We start from the raw sequence: 17,150 nt of genomic DNA on the forward strand, positions 1-17,150 counted from the left end.
GGGGGGCGGCTCGGGCCGGCCGGCGCCGAGCCGGTGCGCCCGCGCCCGGCCGGGGGAGATGTGGGGAGAACGGCCGTGTGCGGGGCGGTGGGACCTCAGACCAGGGCGCTCTTACGGGCCATCCGGCCCGAGAGCTGGATCCGGTCCACGGCACCGGTCCGCGGATCGCGGACGAAGCGTCCGCCGGGGAGCCGGCGTCCGGAGGAGGGGTCCACCAGATCGCAGGTGAGGTCCTCGTGGCAGACCAGCGGCGCGGGGAGGTCGCCGTCCACGGACAGGGCGAGACCGCCGCCGTCGCCGATGGTCACCTGGTACTCGATGTCGCCGTTGAGGTAGATCCCGGTGCACTGCGAGGTCGCGGCCATGGGGATGGCCAGGCGCCGTGGAGTGGGTGTGGGGGGCACCCGGACGCCGGTGATCTCGCCGAGGACATCGGTCAGTTCGTGCCACAGCTCGGTGCCGGTGCCCGCGTTGGCGGTGAGGCCGACCACCGTGCCCGTGGCGGGATCGGCCCGCAGGAAGCAGGAGGTGCCCTGGGCGTTGCCGTCGTGCCCGAACCACAGGGTGTCGCCCTGCCGGAAGAGCCCCCAGCCCAGGCCCCAGCCGTCGGCCAGCACACCGGGGTCGGCGCCGGGCACCGGGCGGCGCATCTCCTCCGCGAGCTCGCGGGGCAGCCATCCCGCGGCCCCGTCACCGAGATGGGCCCGGCCCAGCGCCACCAGATCGAGGGCACTGGCGCTCAGGGCGCCGGCCGCGGCCTCGGCGGGGGCGAGGTTCTGCCGCACCGGACGCGTTCTGCCGGTGGCCTTGTTGGCCGAGTGGCCGCGCGCCGTGGGCCGGTGCGGGGCGCCGGCCGTGTCGATGAAGGACGGCACGGTGCCCAGCGGATCGAGCAGCACGGACCGCATGGCCTCCTGCCAGCTCATCCCGGTGACCGTCTCGATCAGCCGGCCCGCGGCCACGAAGCCCGCGTTGGAGTAGGAGAAGTCCGTCCCCGGGGGCATCACCAGGGTGCGGTCGGTGCAGTGGTCCAGCAGATAGCGCGCGGCGGTCAGCGAGGCCACCTGGTCGGAGTCGGGTCCGGCCGGAAGCCCCGCGGTGTGGCTGAGCACCTGGCGCACCGTGCACGGCAAACCGGCCCGCCGCAGCTCCGGCACATGGTCGCCGAGCCGGTCGCCCAGCTCCACATCGCCGTCCGCCACCAGGAGCATCACCACGGTCGCGGTGTACGCCTTGGTGATGGAGCCGATGGGCACGGCCGCGTCGGCGGTGCACGGCTCGCCGGTGTCCACGTCCAGGACGCCGGTCTCCACGGCGAGGGTCAATCCGCCGCTGTGCACGGCGAGTTGGGCTCCGGGCACCTGATGGGCGCGGGCCAGGGCGGTCAGTCGGTCCTCGAGGACGCGGCGTATCTTCGACCGCTCCTCGACGGACGGTGCCGGGGTCGTACGTAACACGGTGCACTCCTTGCCGGGGGACGGGACGGGCGACGGGGGCCGGGTCATGGCAGCTGGCTCGTGGCCGTGACGTCCCGGGGCACGATCCTGAAGCCCTGCCAGTGGGTGGGCATGGGGTCCTGGTCCTCGTCCCTGGGCACATGGTGGAAGTCGACGCTGACCCAGGCCACCGGGTCGGTCAGCTTCTCGTCGCCGGTGTACTTGTCGACCGAGGTGGCGCAGTCCGGGGCGGTGTTGCCGTAGGCCAGCCGCTCGCACTCCCGGTACTGCGTGAAGTACATGTCGTGGTGGGTGAACTCCTCGGTCTCGCGCGGCCCCCGGTACTGATCGCTCTGATGGTTGTCGATCTCCCAGGACTTGGCGTGGCCGTCGGAGTTCTCGGTGGCGGGGTTCACCACCCGCCAGAAGCGGGTGGGCGCGAGGTCCGCCGCGGTCTCACGGGAGAACACGGTGCGCTTGGTGGTGCGCGCGGCCGTGCCGCTGCCCAGGTAGTCGTACTGCTCCACGGTGTTCTTCGACGCTCCGTCGACGTCGAAGTCCAGCCGCCAGAAGACGTTGTGCGAGTGGTTCTCGCTGAACCGGGTGGACCCCACCCCGGTCGGCCAGCCGCTGCTCGCGTCGGAGAACTGGAACGGGGAGAGGCTTCCGGTGGCGCCGGACCGGGGGGTGATGGAGCCGTCGTCCGAGAAGCGCCACTCGGTGATGTAGTCGTACCAGCCGATCTCGGAGACCGAGAAGACGGCCAGATCGGTGCCGTGCAGTACGCCCTTCTCCACCGCGCTCTTGTAGGCGAACGGTCGCGGCTGCTCCTCGACGCACAGCACCGGGGTGTCACGGAAGTCGCGCAGCCGTCCGTCGGGGCAGTCCTTGGCGCTGAGCGGGGCGAGCGTGCCCTGCTCCAGATCGCCGAAGCCGATGGACGAGACATCGTAGAAGCGCGGCTGACCGCTGTCGTAGGGCACATGCACCTCGGCCAGCGAGGCGCTCTTGAGGACCCGGGTGGGGGTGCCACGGTTCGGGGTGTAGATCACATCGCTCAGCACCGCGCCGGTGTTGCGGTCGATGTCCCAGCACATCTGCCACCGGGCGCCGTTCTTCAGGGTCGTGTCGATGCGATCCGCGGCGGGGCAGGACGGGTCCGCCGCGGCCCCCGCGCGTGCGGCGGAGGCCGGGCCCGGCACCCACAGGGCCAGCAATCCCACCACGGCGATCAGCACCCGGGCACGCCACAGTGGACGGGCCCGCCGAAACACTCGGGCACGCGGAAACACCCGGGCACGCCGAAACAGACTGGACACGGACAAGGCTCCCCTCACAGGCCGATGACGGCGGCGCGCCTGGCCGACAGATCGATGACGATCCGGCTGGTGTCGATCCACTTGCCACCCGGAATGCGCACGAACAGCTGCACACACCGGTGCTCACCGCACCGGGACACCTTCCGGGCGCCGTCCACCCCCTCGGCCCGTGAACCGAGGAACGACATGCTCTGGAGGCGCAGTTGGGCGGGCGAGGTCAGCCGCTTCCCGGTCTGCGAGGCGTAGGACTCGCGCATCCCCGGGCCGAGCCGGCGGTCGGCGAGGATGACCTTCACCGCCTCGCGGGCCTCGGCCAGGGTGGGAGGCGGCTGGACGCCGTGCCGGCGGGTGGAGTCGAGGACCTTCTTGGAGCGCAGATCGACCACCCTGGTGATGAGGGTGTCCGAGGCGTAGTCGTAGAGCTGGACCTCGGCCCGGCTGTCGGTGGCGGAGGACGCCGACTTGGCCCGGAGCGGACGGCGGGTGTCCAGTGGCTCGGCGCCGGGGCCGCCCGCGGCGTTCCGCTCCCCGTCGCCCTTCTCCGCCGCCTTCTGACGGTCCTTCGTGGTCCCGGGCCCGGTGGCGGCGTCGATGGCGATACGGGACGCCTCGCGCGATTCCTCCGATGTCAGCCGGCCGGAGTGTGAGGCGACGGCGGCCGCGGGCTCCGAGGCACCGGACGCGGGCGATCCGGCCGTCCGGAGGGCGGCGATCCCGCCGCCCGCCAGCACCGCCGTCAGACCCAGCGCCGCGGATGCGCGCCATCTCCGGTGATGGCGCCTCCTGGTGTCGGCCGCACCCTTGTCCGTCGCGTTGTCTGTCATCACCCAGCCGTTTCCGTTGTCGGTCAAATGAGCCCGGTGGGCTCGCGGTGACAGCACTCGGCCGGATACCGGATTGTCGCTGGTGCGTTCCCTGTCGTGCAGACGGGATTCAAGCCGATGACTACGGCTCGCGCGGACTCCCCCCGGACTCTTCGCTGTCCACTGTTGGCTCACGCTTTCACCACTCCGGGCGGCGTAACAGTCGCATTTGTCATCAAGCGGCTGTGAGAAACGCATGTCCCACGGGCGGTCGAGCGGCCGCAAAGCGATGACGGGGAAGGCTCTGAGGAAGGCTCTCTGCCATCATGCTCACATGAGCCATTCGATCACCATTCGATGTGACATCTGTGGCGCCACTCATTCCTCCTCAGCGGCCGACAGTGTCGGTGCGCTGCGTGAAGTCATCGTCCAAATGAGCTGGTCGAGGGCGCGATGGGATGGCCGGGTGATCGATATATGCGGTGGCTGCGGCGCCCGGGAAATGACGCCGAGCGCGCCCGGACGGCGCTGCGGCTCCTGTGAGGGAGGCGAACTCTTCGATGTCCTCGGACACGACAGAATCGGACATCGTTTGGCCAATGCATTGCTCAGGGCCGGTATTGACAATCTCGAACTACTCTCCGGTTTCTCCGCGCGTCAGCTTCGTGATCTGGACGGTATCGGTGCGGTGAGCGCACGTCACGCACTCAATCGTCTGCACTCCGCACCGAACGAAAGGCGATCGTGAACGAATATTCCACTGGAACATCCGCGCTGTTATTCCTCGACGCCGCCCGAAAGGGGATCGTGCCGCCCGCCGGTTGACCCCCGGGCGCGGAGCTCAGCTCTGCGCGGTGGGGCGGACCACGATCTCGCCGACGTCGACACCGGCCGGCTGCTCGATGGCGAACGCGATGGCGCGGGCGATGGCGTCCGGGGAGATCGCGATCTTGTCCATGTTGGCCTGGATCCCGCTCCTCGCGTCCGGGTCGGTGATGGAACCCGCGAGCTCCGTCCGGATGAACCCCGGCGAGACGGTGGTCACCCGCAGCGTCTCGCCGGCCTCCTGGCGCAGCCCTTCGGAGATGGCGCGCACGGCGTTCTTGGTGCCGGCGTAGACCGACATCGTCGGGACGATGGTCAGCCCGGCGGTGGAGAGGGTGTGCACGAAATGCCCGGAGCCCTGCTCCCGGAAGACGGGCAGGGCCTCGGCGATGCCGTACAGCACCCCCTTGATGTTGACGTCGACCATCGCCTCCCAGTCCTCGACGCGCAGATCGTCGAGGGCGGAGATCGGGCTGATCCCGGCGTTGCTGACCAGGACGTCCAGCTTTCCGTACCGTTCGCGTGCCGTCGCGACCAGCCGGGACAGATCCGCGCGCCGCTTCACATCCGTGACGACGGCGACGGCCTCGCCGCCCGCCCCGGCGATCCGGGCCGCCAGTGCCTCGATGCGGTCCGACCGCCGCGCCGCGAGGACGACCTTGGCGCCACGCTCGGCCAGCAGCAGCGCGGTCGCCTCGCCGATACCGCTGCTCGCGCCGGTAATGGCGACGACCTTGCCTTCGATACCCGATGTCATGGGGGTTCCTTCCAGGGAAATGTTGCCGGAGGGCAGGGGAAAGGGAGGGGTGGCGATGGCCTACAGTGAGAAGTGGAGGCGCCGCCACTTCCCCCCACACTAAGTGGGTGCGCCTCCACTTAGCAACCGGGGAATGTAAGCAACCGGGGAATGAGGAGAGCCGCCGATGGCCAGGGATCCAGGGCGCCCGCTGCGGGCCGACGCACAGCGCAACCGGGAGAAGATCCTCTCCGCCGCGGTGCGGGTGTTCGCTGAGGAGGGGCTGGACGCCCACCTGGAGCGCATCGCCAAGGAGGCGGGCGTGGGCACCGGCACCCTCTACCGGAACTTCCCGACCCGCGAGCTGCTGATCGAGGCCGCCTACCGCAATGAGCTGGCCAGGCTCTGCGACGCCGCCCCCGAACTGTTGGCGACCCTGCCCCCGCGCGAGGCCCTGCGGGCGTGGCTGGCCCGCTTCATGGACTACGCCAACGCCAAGCTGGGTATGGCGGACGCGCTGCGGGGCGTGGTCGCGTCGGGCGTCAATCCGTACGCCCAGAGCCACGAGATGATCCAGGACGCGCTCGCACGGCTGATGGACGCCGCCGTCACCGCCGGGGTGATCCGGTCGGACATCAGCGCCACCGACATGTTCGCCGCGCTCACCGGCATCGCCCTCGCCTCGGGGAAGCCCGAACAGCGGGAGCAGGCCGACCGCCTCCTCGACCTCACCCTGGACGGGCTGAGCGCCGGATCCGGCGCTCGGTAAAGATTTCTGAGTTTTCAGTTCAGACTCTTGTGCCACCCGCTCAGCGCTCTTAGCGTGTGCGGCCATGGAGAACGAACACGCCACGGACCGGACCGCGGGAACCGCCGACGAGTCCGTGGGCGACCGGACCGCGGGAACCGCCGACGAGTCCGTGGGCGACCGGTTGCGCGCGCTGCGCAAGGCGCGCCGGCTGACGCTGCGGACCGTCGCCGAGGCCGCCGGGATCAGTGAGGGCTATCTCAGCCAGATAGAGCGTGGGCAGGCCAATCCCAGCATCGCCACCCTCCAGCAGGTCGCCGCCGCGCTCGGCCTGAAGGTGGCCGATCTGTTCGGCGACGACTTCACCAGCGGCCCGAGCGTGCTGCGCGCCGAGGAGGCGCCCCGGCTCGCCCTCGGGGTGCTCGGCGGGCGCAAGTTCCGGCTGACCCCGGGGCCGCAGCACCATCTCGAAGTGTTCCTGGGGGAGTTCGACGCCCATGGCTCCACGGGAGAGACCCTCTACAGCCACGGCGACTCGGAGGAGTTCCTTTACGTCCTCGAGGGCACGGTCGGGCTCCAGCTCGGCGAGCGCTCCTTCACCCTCGGGGCCGGTGACAGCATCCGCTACTCCTCGGCCGTACCGCATCGGCTGAGCGAGACGGCCGGGGCGGCCGCCCGGGTGCTGTGGGTGATCAGCCCACCCAGCTACTGACCGCCCCGCTCATCTCACTCACCTCCTCGAGCCACTTCGATCCGCGACGAAACCGGGGCCATCCCAGGCCGCCCGACCAGCGGCCGTTCGACCACGATTGGCTGAGTGCCGCAGTGCTGAACGGAAATGTGTCCTTCTGGTACCGCCAGACCGGCTTCCCCGAACGGCGTCCGCCGCTCGACGGCGACCTCGACACCGATGTGTGCGTCGTGGGCGGGGGCTTCACCGGGCTGTGGACCGCGTACTACCTCAAACAGGCCGCCCCCGATCTCGACATCACCGTCGTGGAGCGGGAGTTCGCCGGATTCGGCGCCTCGGGGCGGAACGCCGGCTGGCTCAGCTGCAAGATCGCCGGGTCGGCCGGGACCTATGCGAGGAAGCGCGGGCGCGAGGCCGTGATCGCCCTCCAGCGGGAGATGATCCACACCGTGGACGAGGTGATCTCGGTGGCCCGTACCGAGGGCATCGAGGCCGACATCGTCAAGAGCGGCTATCTCACCGTCGCCCACGGCGCCGCCCAACTGCCCCGGCTGCGCGCCGCGTACGACCAGCTGCGCCACTGGGGCGGGCAGGACCTGGAGTGGCTGAGCGCACCCCGGCTCGCCGAGCGGCTGCGCCTGGACGGGGCGCTGGCCGGCTACCACAATCCGCACTGTGCCCGGGTCCACCCGGCCAAGCTGGTGCGCGGCCTGGCCGCGGCGGTGGAGGCGCGGGGCGTGCGGATCCTGGAGTCCACCCCGGTCACCACCATCGCCCCCGGCCGGGTCAGCACCCCGTTCGGCACCGTCCGCGCGGGCCGGATCGTCCGCGCCACCGAGGGCTTCACCAGCGGTATCGAGGGCGAGCGGCGCACCTGGCTGCCGATGAACTCCTCGATGATCGTCACCGAGCCGCTCCCCGACGAGCTGTGGAAGCGGCTCGGCTGGGAGGGGCAGGAACTCCTCAGCGACGCCACCCACGCATACACCTACGGACAGCGCACCGCGGACGGCCGTATCGCCATCGGCGGCCGCGGAGTGCCCTACAAGTTCGGCTCCCGCACCGACCGGGCGGGGCAGACCAGCCCGGACACCGTGCGCGCCCTGCGGCGGATCCTCACCGGCCTCTTCCCGGACACCGCCGAGGCCGCCATCGACCACACCTGGTCGGGGGTGCTGGCCGTGCCCCGCGACTGGTGCGCCTCGATCGACTACGACCCCGCCACCGGTATCGGCTTCGCGGGTGGCTACGTCGGCCACGGCGTGGCCGCCACCAACCTCGCCGGGCGCACCCTGAGCGATCTGCTGCTCGGCCGGTCCACCGAGCTGACCGCGCTGCCCTGGGTCGGCCACCGCACCCGGCGCTGGGAGCCCGAACCGTTCCGGTGGCTCGGGGTGCACGGCATGTACGCCGCGTACCGCGCCGCCGACCGCTCCGAGGCCTCCGGCCGCACCACCACATCGCCCATCGCCCGTCTCGCCGACCGCATATCTGGACGCTGACCATGAGCAAGCCCACCGCCACCGCCGCGGCCACGGACCGAGCCCCGGCCACCGACCGCGAGCGGACCGCCCGCAAGGCCGGTCTCGCCTCGTTCATCGGCACCACCGTCGAGTGGTACGACTTCTACATCTACTCCACCGCCTCCGCGCTCGTCCTCGGCAAGATCTTCTTCGGCGGCGGCGGTGACACCACCGGCGCGCTGGAGGCGTTCGGCAGCCTGTGGCTCGGCTTCCTCGCCCGGCCGATCGGCGGCATCGTCTTCGGCCACCTCGGCGACCGGATCGGCCGGAAGAAGACCCTGGTCACCACGTTGCTGATGATGGGCATCGCCACCACCCTGATCGGGCTGCTCCCCGGCTACGACGAGGTCGGCGTCGCCGCGCCCATCGCGCTGGTGCTGCTGCGCATGGTGCAGGGCATCGCGGTGGGCGGCGAATGGGGTGGCGCCGTCCTCATCGCCAGCGAACACGCGCCCAAGGAGAAGGCGCTGTCCTTCGGCGCCTTCGCCCAGCAGGGGTCCCCGGCCGGGTCGATCCTGGCCACCGGGATGTTCGCGCTGCTCACCCAGCTGCCGGACGACGACTTCGACGCCTGGGGCTGGCGTGTGCCGTTCCTCTTCTCCGCCGTGATGGTGGTCATCGGGCTGGTGGTGCGCCTCAAGGTCGAGGAGTCCCCGGAGTTCGCCCGGCTGCGCGACGAGAAGCGGGTGGCGAAGGTGCCCCTGCGGGAGCTGATCACCGGTCACCCCGGATCCCTCGCGCTCGGTGTGCTCGCCAGCTCCATCGGCATCGCCGCCACCTACTTCATCACCACCTTCGTCCTGTCCTGGTCCACCGACAGCCTCGGCATGGAGCGCTCCACCATGCTGAACGTGCTGCTCGTCTACAGCGTCCTTCAGTTCATCACCCAGCCCTTCGGGGTGGTGCTGGCCGCCCGCTTCGGCCCGCGCCGCACCGTGGCGGCCCTGCTGGGCCTCAACTTCCTGCTGGTGCCGGTGATGTACGCCTGTGTCTCGACGACCCAGCCGGTCGTCGTGGGGCTCGGCATCTCGCTGCTGGGCATCACCGGCGCGATGAACTACGCGATCCTGGCCGGACTGCTCGCCGCCGCCTTCCCGATCTCCGTGCGCTACACCGGTATCTCCCTCTCCTACCAGCTGTGCTCGGCGCTCATCGGCGGTACGGCACCTCTGGTCGGCGAGTGGCTGCTGCACTCGACCGGTGGATCGATCGTGCCGGTCGTGATCTACCAGATGGTGCTGGTGGCCGTATCCCTGGTCTGCTCCCTGGCGCTGCTGGGCCGCTCGCGGACGGTGTAGCCGCGGCCGGGCGTTGGCCGAATGGTCAAAGCCGCGGGCGGGTCTTTGGCCGATGCGTGCACCTCCCCGTCCGCTCCCTTCCGCATCATCAGGGGCCGTACAGCGCGGCGGCGCGGACAAGGGAGGCAATGTGAACGGTGTGCGAACACAACCGCACGGCCGGCGGGCCCCGGGCCGGGCCACCGGCCCGGTCGGCAGACTGACCCGCCGCCGGGAGGTGGCGGAGCTGGTCGCCGAGGCCGGTGGCGGACCGCTCCGCCGCACCCTGGGGCTGACCCAGCTCACCCTGCTCAGCGTCGGCGCCACGCTCGGCACCGGGATCTTCGTGGTGCTCGGCGAGGCGGTGCCCCAGGCGGGCCCGGCGGTGGTGCTCTCCTTCGTCCTCGCCGGGGTCACCGCGCTGTTCTCCGCCCTGTCCTACGCCGAGCTCGCGGGCATGATCCCGGGCGCCGGGTCCTCGTACAGCTACACCTACGCCACCTTGGGCGAGCTGGTGGCCTGGGTGTGCGGCTGGTGTCTGATCCTCGAGTACGGGGTCTCCGTGGCGGCGGTCGCGGTCGGCTGGGGTCAGTACGTCAACGAACTGCTCCAGTTGACCATCGGGTGGGCCCTGCCCGACGCGCTCGCCGCCCCACCCGGCGACGGCGGGGTGCTGAACGTACCCGCCGCCGCCATCGTCGTCCTCGCCATGGTGGTACTGCTGCGCGGCGCCCGGGAGAGCGCCGTGGTCAACACCGTGATGGTGGCGGTGAAGCTGGCCGCGCTCGTCATCTTCTGCGCGGTGGCCTTCACCGCCTTCCACGCCGGGAACTTCCGGCCGCTCTTCCCCCTCGGCACGGCCGGGATGACCGCGGGCGCCTCCTCGCTCTTCTTCTCCTACATCGGCTTCGACGCCGCCTCCACGGCGGGGGAGGAGGCCAAGCACCCGCAGCGCGATCTGCCGCGCGCCATCGTCCTCTCGCTCGGCCTGGTCACCGCCCTGTACTGCGCGGTGGCGCTGGCGGCGGTCGGCGCGATGCCCTGGCGGCGGTTCGAGGGCACCGAGGCCACGCTGAGCCAGGTTCTCGTGCGCTCCGTCGGCGGTGGCGAGCTATGGCCGGTCCTGCTGTCCATCGGCGCGGTCGTCGCCACCACCAGCGTGGTCCTCACCGTGCAGTACGGGCAGATCCGCATCCTGTTCTCGATGTCCCGCGACGGGCTGGTCCCGGGGCTGTTCTCCCGGGTCCACCGGCGCACCGGGGTGCCGCGCGCGGGCACCGTCATCGTCTCCGCCTTCGTCGCCCTCCTCGCCGCGCTCATCCCGCTCGGCGACCTCGCCGACGCCACCAGCATCGGCACCCTCTTCGCCTTCGCCCTGGTCAACCTGGCCGTGCTGATCCTGCGCCGGCGCACGCCGGACGCGCCACGCAGCTTCCGGGTGCCGCTCGCACCCGTGACACCCCTGCTGGGCGTGGCCTGCTGCGGGTATGTGATGTACGGGCTGGGGGCCGACACCTGGATCGCCTTCGGCGCCTGGATGGCGGTCGGACTCGCGGTCTACGGGCTCTACGGCATCCGGCACTCCACCCTCAACCGCCTCGCCCCCGAACCGGAGACCACCCCATGACCCCGCTCGATCCCACCGCCGATGTGCTCGCGCTCACCCGCGCCCTGGTCGACACCCCCTCGGAAAGCGGCCATGAGGCCCCGCTCGCCGACGCCGTCGAGAGCGCGCTGCGCGCCCTGCCGTGGCTGACCGTCGAGCGGATCGGCCACTCCGTCGTGGCCCGCACCCAGCTGGGCCGCGACCGGAGGGTGGTCATCGCCGGGCACCTGGACACCGTCCCGGGCGCGGGCAACCTCCCCTCCCGGCTGGACGGGGGACTGCTCTACGGCCTCGGGGCCTGCGACATGAAGGGCGGTGTCGCGGTCGCCCTCCGGCTCGCGGCGACACTCCCCGCGCCCGCGCACGACATCACCTATGTGTTCTACGAATGCGAGGAAGTGGCCGGCGACCGCAATGGCCTGGCCAGGATCGCCGCGGAACGCCCCGAGCTGGTCCGGGCCGATCTGGCGATCCTCATGGAACCCTCGGACGCCGGTGTCGAGGCGGGCTGCCAGGGTGTGCTGATGGCGGACATCGCCGTACGCGGCGAGCGGGCGCACACCGCCCGCGCCTGGAAGGGGGTCAACGCCGCCCACCGCGCCGCGGCCGTGCTCCGGCGCCTGGACGAGCACACCGCCGGGCGGATCACCATCGACGGGCTGGAGTACCGCGAGGGGCTGAGCGCCGTGGCGGTGCGCGCGGGCGTGGCCGGCAATGTGGTGCCCGACCTGTGCGTCATCACGGTCAACCTGCGGTTTGCGCCCAGCCGTTCACCGCGGGAGGCCGAGGCGTACGTGCGCGACCTCTTCCCCGAGTACGAGGTCGAGATCACCGAGAACACCCCGGGTGCCCTGCCCGGCCTGGACCAGGAAGCGGCCGCCTCGCTCGTGGCGTACCTCGGCGTGGCGCCCCGCCCCAAACTGGGCTGGACCGATGTCGCCCGCTTCGCCGCACTCGGCACACCGGCGCTCAACTACGGCCCCGGCGACCCGTCCCTGGCCCATACGGCGGGCGAGTACGTGCCGGTGGAGCAGCTGCGGCAGTGCGAGGCACGGCTCATGGGCTGGCTCGGCTGAGCCGTCCTCGTACGCAGGCGCAGCATCGACATGCGGCTCCGCCGCGTGGCCCGCCGCAGGCGTACGCGTACTACCGGACAACCCCCTAGGCGCCCGCGCCCCGCAGCCCCGCGAGCGTGCGCAGCTGGAGCCACAGCACCAGCCGCTCGTCCGGATCGTCCAGGTCGATGTCCAGCTGCGTCCGCGCCTGCCGCAGCCGGTAGCGGCAGGTGTTGGGGTGGACGGCCAGCAGCCGCGCCGCCCGCGCCATATCGCATCCGGCGTCCAGCCAGCACACCAGCGTCCGGGCGTAGTCCGTGCCGTGCCCGGCGTCGTGCGCCACGATGTCCCGCCAGGCTCCGGCCGCCAACTCCCGCCGCTCACCGAGGAGTTCGGAGAGCCGGAGCAGTACGGCGCGGGCCCGGACCTCCGCCATGGCGGCCACCGTCTCGTCCGGCCCGAGCACCCGCAGCACCAGATCGGCGTCCTCCCGCGAGCCGCGGACCTCCGCCACCTCCGGCACCACATCGCCGAGACCAGCCCGCACCGGCACCCTCAGCGCCTGCCCCGCGCGGCGCACGATGTCCTCGGCCAGCCGCCGCTGCCGCTCCCCGGCCCGCCCGTCGGCGACCGGCAGCAGCGCGTACACCACCCCGTCGACCAGCACACAGGCGTGCCGCCCGTACCGGGCCTCGCACTGTAGCCGTACGAGGTCCAGCAGCCGCAGCGCGGCCTGCTCCCCGTCCGGCGCGCCCGCCGCGCCCTCCAGCGCGAAGGCGGCCACCCGCACCGGGGTGCCGGGGGCGAGCCCCAGGCGCTCGGCGGCGGTGGCGGGCTCGGCGGTGCCGTCCAGGAGGTGGCGCAGCAGATCGCCGGTCATATGGCGGGACAGCTCCTGTGCCGCCCGCGCCCGCAGCAGGAGCAGCGCGGCCGTGGAGGCGCCCTGGGCCAGCGCCTCCTCGGCGTCCGGTGCGAGGGTCCCGTCGTCGACGACCCACAGCGAGCCGAGGGTCTCACCGCCCGCCCGTACGGCGACGGCCAGCCGCGGCAGTTCCTCGGCGCTGAGGGCGGGCAGGCGCACCGGCCCCTGGGAGGCGAACAGCACCCGGTACTGCTCGGTGTTCTCCGGGCTGCCCGGCACCTGACGGCCCAGGATGCCCTGGCGCCGGGGCTCGTCCACGGGCTGCCCGGGGATGGTGGAGTGGGCGAGGATGCGCTGGCGCGGATCCTCGATCACGGTGGCGCCGCCCACCGCCGTGGCCACGGCGCCCGCGAGCGAGAACAGATCGCCGAGCGCGGCGCCGCCCGCGGGGGAGGGCCGGGCCCCGACCGCACCGGCCAGCAGCAGATGGACATGGTGCCAGGCGGCGTCCTCGTCCACGGTGAGCAGGGCCAGCCCGCGCTCCCGCGCCCGGGCGACGGCGTCCGCGAGCCCCGGCCCGGGCCCCTGCCCCGACGAGGGTCCCCGCCCGGACGCGAGCCCCGGCCCGGATGAGGATCCCTGCCCGGGTGACGCCCCCTCCTCGCCGCGTACGACGAGACCCGCCATCCGCGCGGCCGCCGCCTCGTCCACCAGAGCCCCGGTCGCGTCCGCCCGCACCCCGACCGCCAGCAGCAGGGCGCCGGGCGCCCGGTCCGGGAACGGGGCGTGGGCGTCGTACAGCAGCACCTCGGTGACGGGCGCGGTGAGCCCGGAGGGTGCGGTGAGCAGCCGCAGCGCGGGCTCGCCCAGGGTGTCCAGAAGCTCCCCGAGGGTGCGGGTGTCCATGAGCGGTACCGGGCCTTCCAGGGGGCTGACACGCGAGGCGATTGGCTGATCGCAACAGGACCCTAGGCCGCGCTTGTCCGTCCGGACAAGCCGAGCGCGTGCGCGCCCCGCGAGACTCGGGCCCATGACATCAGTGACGATGGACGCCGAGGCGCTGGCCACCGCCGCCGCCCGCGCCGCCGGGGTCGCCGTCCGCACCGTCCACGACGTGGCCGGTGTCCAGGCGGTGGCCGACTTCTTCGCCGACGTGTGGCGGCTGCCGCGCAGCAACCCGCCCTATCCGGCCGAGGTGCTGCACAGCATCGTCCACGCGGGCGGCGCGGTACACGCGGCGTACACCACTGTGCCTGGCAGCGAGCGGCTCTCCGGCGCCGCGGTCGCGGTCTTCGGCCCGCCGGCCGACCGGGAGGTGTACTCGCTCGTGGCCGCCGCCACCGCCTCCGACCGGGGCGTCGGCCACGCCGTCAAACAGGCCCAGCGCGGCTGGGCGCTGGAGCGCGGGGCCCACACCATGCGCTGGACCTTCGATCCGCTGGTCGCCCGTAACGCCCGCTTCAACCTGGTCAAACTGGGTGCCGTCGGCGCCGAGTACCTGGTCGACCTCTACGGGCCCATGAACGACGGGGTGAACGACGGCGACGAGAGCGACCGGCTCACCGCCCGCTGGGACCTCCTCGCGGGGCCCGCCCCCGCCCCCGCCGATGACACCGGCGACCGGGCGGCCGCCCCGGTCCTCCGACTCGCCCCGGACGGCGGCCCGCTCGCCGCCCGCGACGGGGACCGGCTGTGGTGCAGGGTGCCCGGGGACGTCGTCGCGCTGCGCACCGCCGACCCGGCGCTGGCGCTGCGCTGGCGGCACGCCGTGCGCGAGGTCTTCACCGAGGCGTACGCCGAGGGCTTCCGGGCCACCGCGATGTCCCGCGACGGCTGGTACCGGCTCACCCGGAACCCCGCCCCGACCACCCCAGGAGAGGACCCGCGGCCATGAGGCTCGAACGCGCCGAACTGCTCCATGTCGCCCTTCCGCTGATCACCCCCTTCCGCACCTCCTTCGGGACGATGACCAGCAAGGACACCTTTCTGCTGCATATCGTCACCGACCGGGCCGAGGGCTGGTCGGAGTTCGCCGCCGACCCGGAGCCGCTGTACTGCGCGGAGTTCATCGCCGGTGCCGAGATCGTGATCCGCGACTTCCTGCTGCCGAGGGTGGCCGCACTCCCCACGCCCACGACCGCGGCCCTCGCCCCCGCCATGGCCGCCGTCAAGGGCCATGAGCTGGCCAAGGCGGCCCTGGAGACCGCGCTGCTCGACGCCGAACTCCGCGCCCACGGCATGCCGCTCGCCACCTTCCTCGGCTCGGTCCACGAGCGGGTGCCCGCCGGGGTGTCCGTCGGCATCAAGGACTCCCTCCCCGAGCTGATCGACGACGTCGAGCGCTATCTCGCCGAGGGCTATGTGCGCATCAAGCTGAAGATCGAGCCGGGCTGGGACGTGGCGCCGGTGCGCGCCGTACGGGAACGGTTCGGCGAGGCGCTGCCGCTTCAGGTCGACGCCAACACCGCGTACACCCTCGCCGACGCCGAACACCTCAGGAAACTCGACGAGTTCGGGCTGCTGCTCATCGAGGAGCCACTGGAGGAGAACAACCTCCACGCCCACGCCCGGCTCCAGCGGCGGCTGACCACCCCGGTCTGTCTGGACGAGTCCATCCACAACGCGCGCGACGCCGCGTCCGCGATCGCCCTGGACGCCTGCCGGGTCATCAACATCAAACCGGCCCGGGTCGGCGGCTATCCGGAGGCCCGCCGCATCCACGACCTCGCCGCCGCCCACGGCGTCCCGGTGTGGTGCGGGGGCATGCTGGAGACCGGTATCGGCCGCGCCCCCAACCTGGCCCTCGCCGCCCTGCCCGGCTGCACCCTGCCCGGTGACACCTCGGCCTCCGGCCGGTACTTCGCCGAGGACATCACCGAGCCGTTCGTCCTCCGGGACGGCCACCTCCCGGTGCCCACCGCGCCCGGTATCGGCATCGACCCGCTCCCGGACGCCCTCGCCCGCTTCACCACGGCACGGCGGCAGCTGTACCCGCGCTGAACCCCACGCCCGCCACCGACCGGTCAGGTCCGGCCGGTCAGGTCCCTCGTCAGGTCCGGCCGGTCAGCACCACCGTGCAGCCGCGCAGCTCGTAGCTGTCGATCCCGTCCTTGAAGCCGACCCTGGGCGGGGCGGCCATACGGATGCCGGGCAGGGCGAACAGCCGGCTGAGGAAGACATCCGTCTCCAGGAGCGCGATGGTGGCCCCGGGGCATTTGTGCGCACCGTCCCCGAAGGACAGCCCCGGCGCCCCCGCGCCCGCGGCCATCGGGCGGCCCGGACACAGCCGCTCCGGCCCCTCGCCCACCGTACGGGCGTCGAGATTGGCGCGGTGCAACAGGATGTCGACCAGCTCCCCGGCCGGGACCGTCACCTCGGCGCCCGGGTCCTGGCCGCCGCCGGGCAGCCGGAGCGGTGCGGTGGTACGGCGGCGGAGCCGGCCGATGACCGGTTCGAGCCGGAGGATCTCCTGGAGGATCGCGATCCGGCCGGGCTCGTCGGCGGCCCGGTACCGCGCCAGCAGGGCGGCGTCGCCGAACAGATGCCACGCGGCCATGTTGACGAACTCCCGGGTGGTGACCATGCCCGCGGCGGCGAAGGTGAGGCATTCCCCCAGGATCTCGCCGGACGAACACCCCTCGTCCAGCAGATGGGAGATCAGGTCGTCGCGCCGCCGTCGCCGCCGGGCCCGTACGGCAGGGCGGACATCGCCCCAGTAGACCCGCAGCCAGTTGGAGTTCTGCCGCACCAGCCAGCGGATCCCGTGGAGGCTGGTCAGCCCGGGCGTGCCGAACTTCTCCGGGAAGAAGCGCTCCAGCCGCCCCTGGATCCCGGGCCGGCTCTCCGTCAGGCCGATCACGGCACCGGCCACCTCGATGGCCAGATGGAAGCTCAAGTCGGCGAGGTGGCCGCGGCCGGTCTCCCGGACGGTGTCGAGCTGTGCCTCCGCCACCCTGACCATGACCTCGCGGTAGTGCTCGTCGACCCGGCGCGGGGTGAAGAACCGGGCGGTCTGCCGGCGGTCCTCGCGGTGCTCCGGACCGTCCCGGTAGAGCACCGGCCGCCGGAACCGGGACGGCAGCTTCTCCACCGTCTCGACGCCGAGTCCAGCCTGCACGGTGGCGGTGGCGCGCAGTACGGCGCGGGCCTCCTCGTAGCCGGACACCCGCCAGATCCCGTCGGGCCCCCGCCGCACCGGGCAGCCGCCTCCGTCCGGCCCCCGGTCGACCCTGCGCTCCCCGTAGTGGTCCATGGGCGGCACCTCCCGGC

The 17,150-nt window shown here is 72.4% G+C and carries 15 protein-coding genes; 9 read left to right on the forward strand and 6 right to left on the reverse strand.

Annotation, left to right across the window (positions count from 1 at the left end; translation table 11 throughout):
- Window positions 1–95 precede the first annotated feature (95 nt).
- The 3 genes from ACT2CW_RS29135 to ACT2CW_RS29145 form a co-directional block, all read right to left on the reverse strand.
- Window positions 96–1,457, reverse strand: a complete 1,362-nt coding sequence (locus ACT2CW_RS29135) for a serine hydrolase domain-containing protein (protein ID WP_445518766.1) — start codon at window positions 1,455–1,457, stop codon at window positions 96–98.
- A gap of 44 nt (window positions 1,458–1,501) precedes the next feature.
- A complete protein-coding gene (locus ACT2CW_RS29140; protein WP_445518767.1) occupies window positions 1,502–2,674 on the reverse strand; it encodes a copper amine oxidase in 1,173 nt (390 codons plus the stop codon).
- 95 nt (window positions 2,675–2,769) lie between these two features.
- Complete coding sequence (locus tag ACT2CW_RS29145; protein WP_445518768.1) at window positions 2,770–3,579, reverse strand: hypothetical protein; 810 nt, start codon at window positions 3,577–3,579, stop codon at window positions 2,770–2,772.
- A 313-nt stretch (window positions 3,580–3,892) separates the two neighbouring features.
- Here ACT2CW_RS29145 and ACT2CW_RS29150 point away from each other — a divergent pair, with 313 nt between their 5' ends.
- Window positions 3,893–4,306, forward strand: a complete 414-nt coding sequence (locus tag ACT2CW_RS29150; RefSeq protein ID WP_164423365.1) for a helix-hairpin-helix domain-containing protein — start codon at window positions 3,893–3,895, stop codon at window positions 4,304–4,306.
- Between the two features lie 93 nt (window positions 4,307–4,399).
- Here the strand turns inward: ACT2CW_RS29150 and ACT2CW_RS29155 are convergent, their stop codons facing one another.
- Entirely contained in the window at window positions 4,400–5,140 is a 741-nt protein-coding gene (locus tag ACT2CW_RS29155) for an SDR family oxidoreductase (RefSeq protein WP_445518769.1), read from the reverse strand.
- A 166-nt stretch (window positions 5,141–5,306) separates the two neighbouring features.
- Between ACT2CW_RS29155 and ACT2CW_RS29160 the strand changes: the two genes are divergently transcribed.
- The 6 genes from ACT2CW_RS29160 (at window position 5,307) to dapE (ending at window position 12,040) form a co-directional block, all read left to right on the forward strand.
- Complete coding sequence (locus ACT2CW_RS29160; RefSeq protein ID WP_445518770.1) at window positions 5,307–5,888, forward strand: TetR/AcrR family transcriptional regulator; 582 nt, start codon at window positions 5,307–5,309, stop codon at window positions 5,886–5,888.
- A 64-nt stretch (window positions 5,889–5,952) separates the two neighbouring features.
- The gene (locus ACT2CW_RS29165; RefSeq protein WP_445518771.1) at window positions 5,953–6,579 is read left to right on the forward strand and encodes a helix-turn-helix domain-containing protein; all 627 of its coding nucleotides are present in this window, start codon (window positions 5,953–5,955) and stop codon (window positions 6,577–6,579) included.
- Window positions 6,580–6,692: 113 nt separating this feature from the next.
- Window positions 6,693–8,060 carry an NAD(P)/FAD-dependent oxidoreductase gene (locus ACT2CW_RS29170; protein ID WP_445518772.1) on the forward strand — a complete coding sequence of 456 codons (1,368 nt, stop codon included), beginning with the start codon at window positions 6,693–6,695 and terminating at the stop codon, window positions 8,058–8,060.
- Between the two features lie 2 nt (window positions 8,061–8,062).
- Window positions 8,063–9,379 (forward strand): MFS transporter, encoded by a 1,317-nt coding sequence (locus tag ACT2CW_RS29175; RefSeq protein ID WP_445518773.1) that lies wholly within the window; start codon window positions 8,063–8,065, stop codon window positions 9,377–9,379.
- Between the two features lie 139 nt (window positions 9,380–9,518).
- A complete protein-coding gene (locus ACT2CW_RS29180) occupies window positions 9,519–10,985 on the forward strand; it encodes an amino acid permease (RefSeq protein WP_445518774.1) in 1,467 nt (488 codons plus the stop codon).
- Window positions 10,982–12,040, forward strand: a complete 1,059-nt coding sequence (gene dapE / locus ACT2CW_RS29185) for a succinyl-diaminopimelate desuccinylase (protein ID WP_445518775.1) — start codon at window positions 10,982–10,984, stop codon at window positions 12,038–12,040. Before ACT2CW_RS29180 ends, dapE begins: the two co-directional genes overlap by 4 nt.
- Before the next feature lie 85 nt (window positions 12,041–12,125).
- Here dapE and ACT2CW_RS29190 read toward each other — a convergent pair whose 3' ends face one another.
- On the reverse strand, window positions 12,126–13,787 hold the full coding sequence (locus ACT2CW_RS29190) for a PucR family transcriptional regulator (RefSeq protein WP_445518776.1): 1,662 nt from the start codon (window positions 13,785–13,787) through the stop codon (window positions 12,126–12,128).
- 124 nt (window positions 13,788–13,911) lie between these two features.
- On the opposite strand from ACT2CW_RS29190, the gene ACT2CW_RS29195 reads away from it, so the two are divergent.
- On the forward strand, window positions 13,912–14,775 hold the full coding sequence (locus ACT2CW_RS29195; RefSeq protein WP_445518777.1) for a chorismate synthase: 864 nt from the start codon (window positions 13,912–13,914) through the stop codon (window positions 14,773–14,775).
- Window positions 14,772–15,881 (forward strand): o-succinylbenzoate synthase, encoded by a 1,110-nt coding sequence (menC, locus tag ACT2CW_RS29200; protein WP_445518778.1) that lies wholly within the window; start codon window positions 14,772–14,774, stop codon window positions 15,879–15,881. The genes ACT2CW_RS29195 and menC overlap by 4 nt, the downstream gene beginning before the upstream one ends.
- 49 nt (window positions 15,882–15,930) lie before the next feature.
- Here the strand turns inward: menC and ACT2CW_RS29205 are convergent, their stop codons facing one another.
- Window positions 15,931–17,133, reverse strand: coding sequence for a cytochrome P450 (locus tag ACT2CW_RS29205; protein WP_445518779.1), 1,203 nt, complete (start codon window positions 17,131–17,133; stop codon window positions 15,931–15,933).
- Window positions 17,134–17,150 lie beyond the last annotated feature (17 nt).

The sequence above is a fragment of the Streptomyces sp. NEAU-174 genome (genome assembly GCF_052665095.1).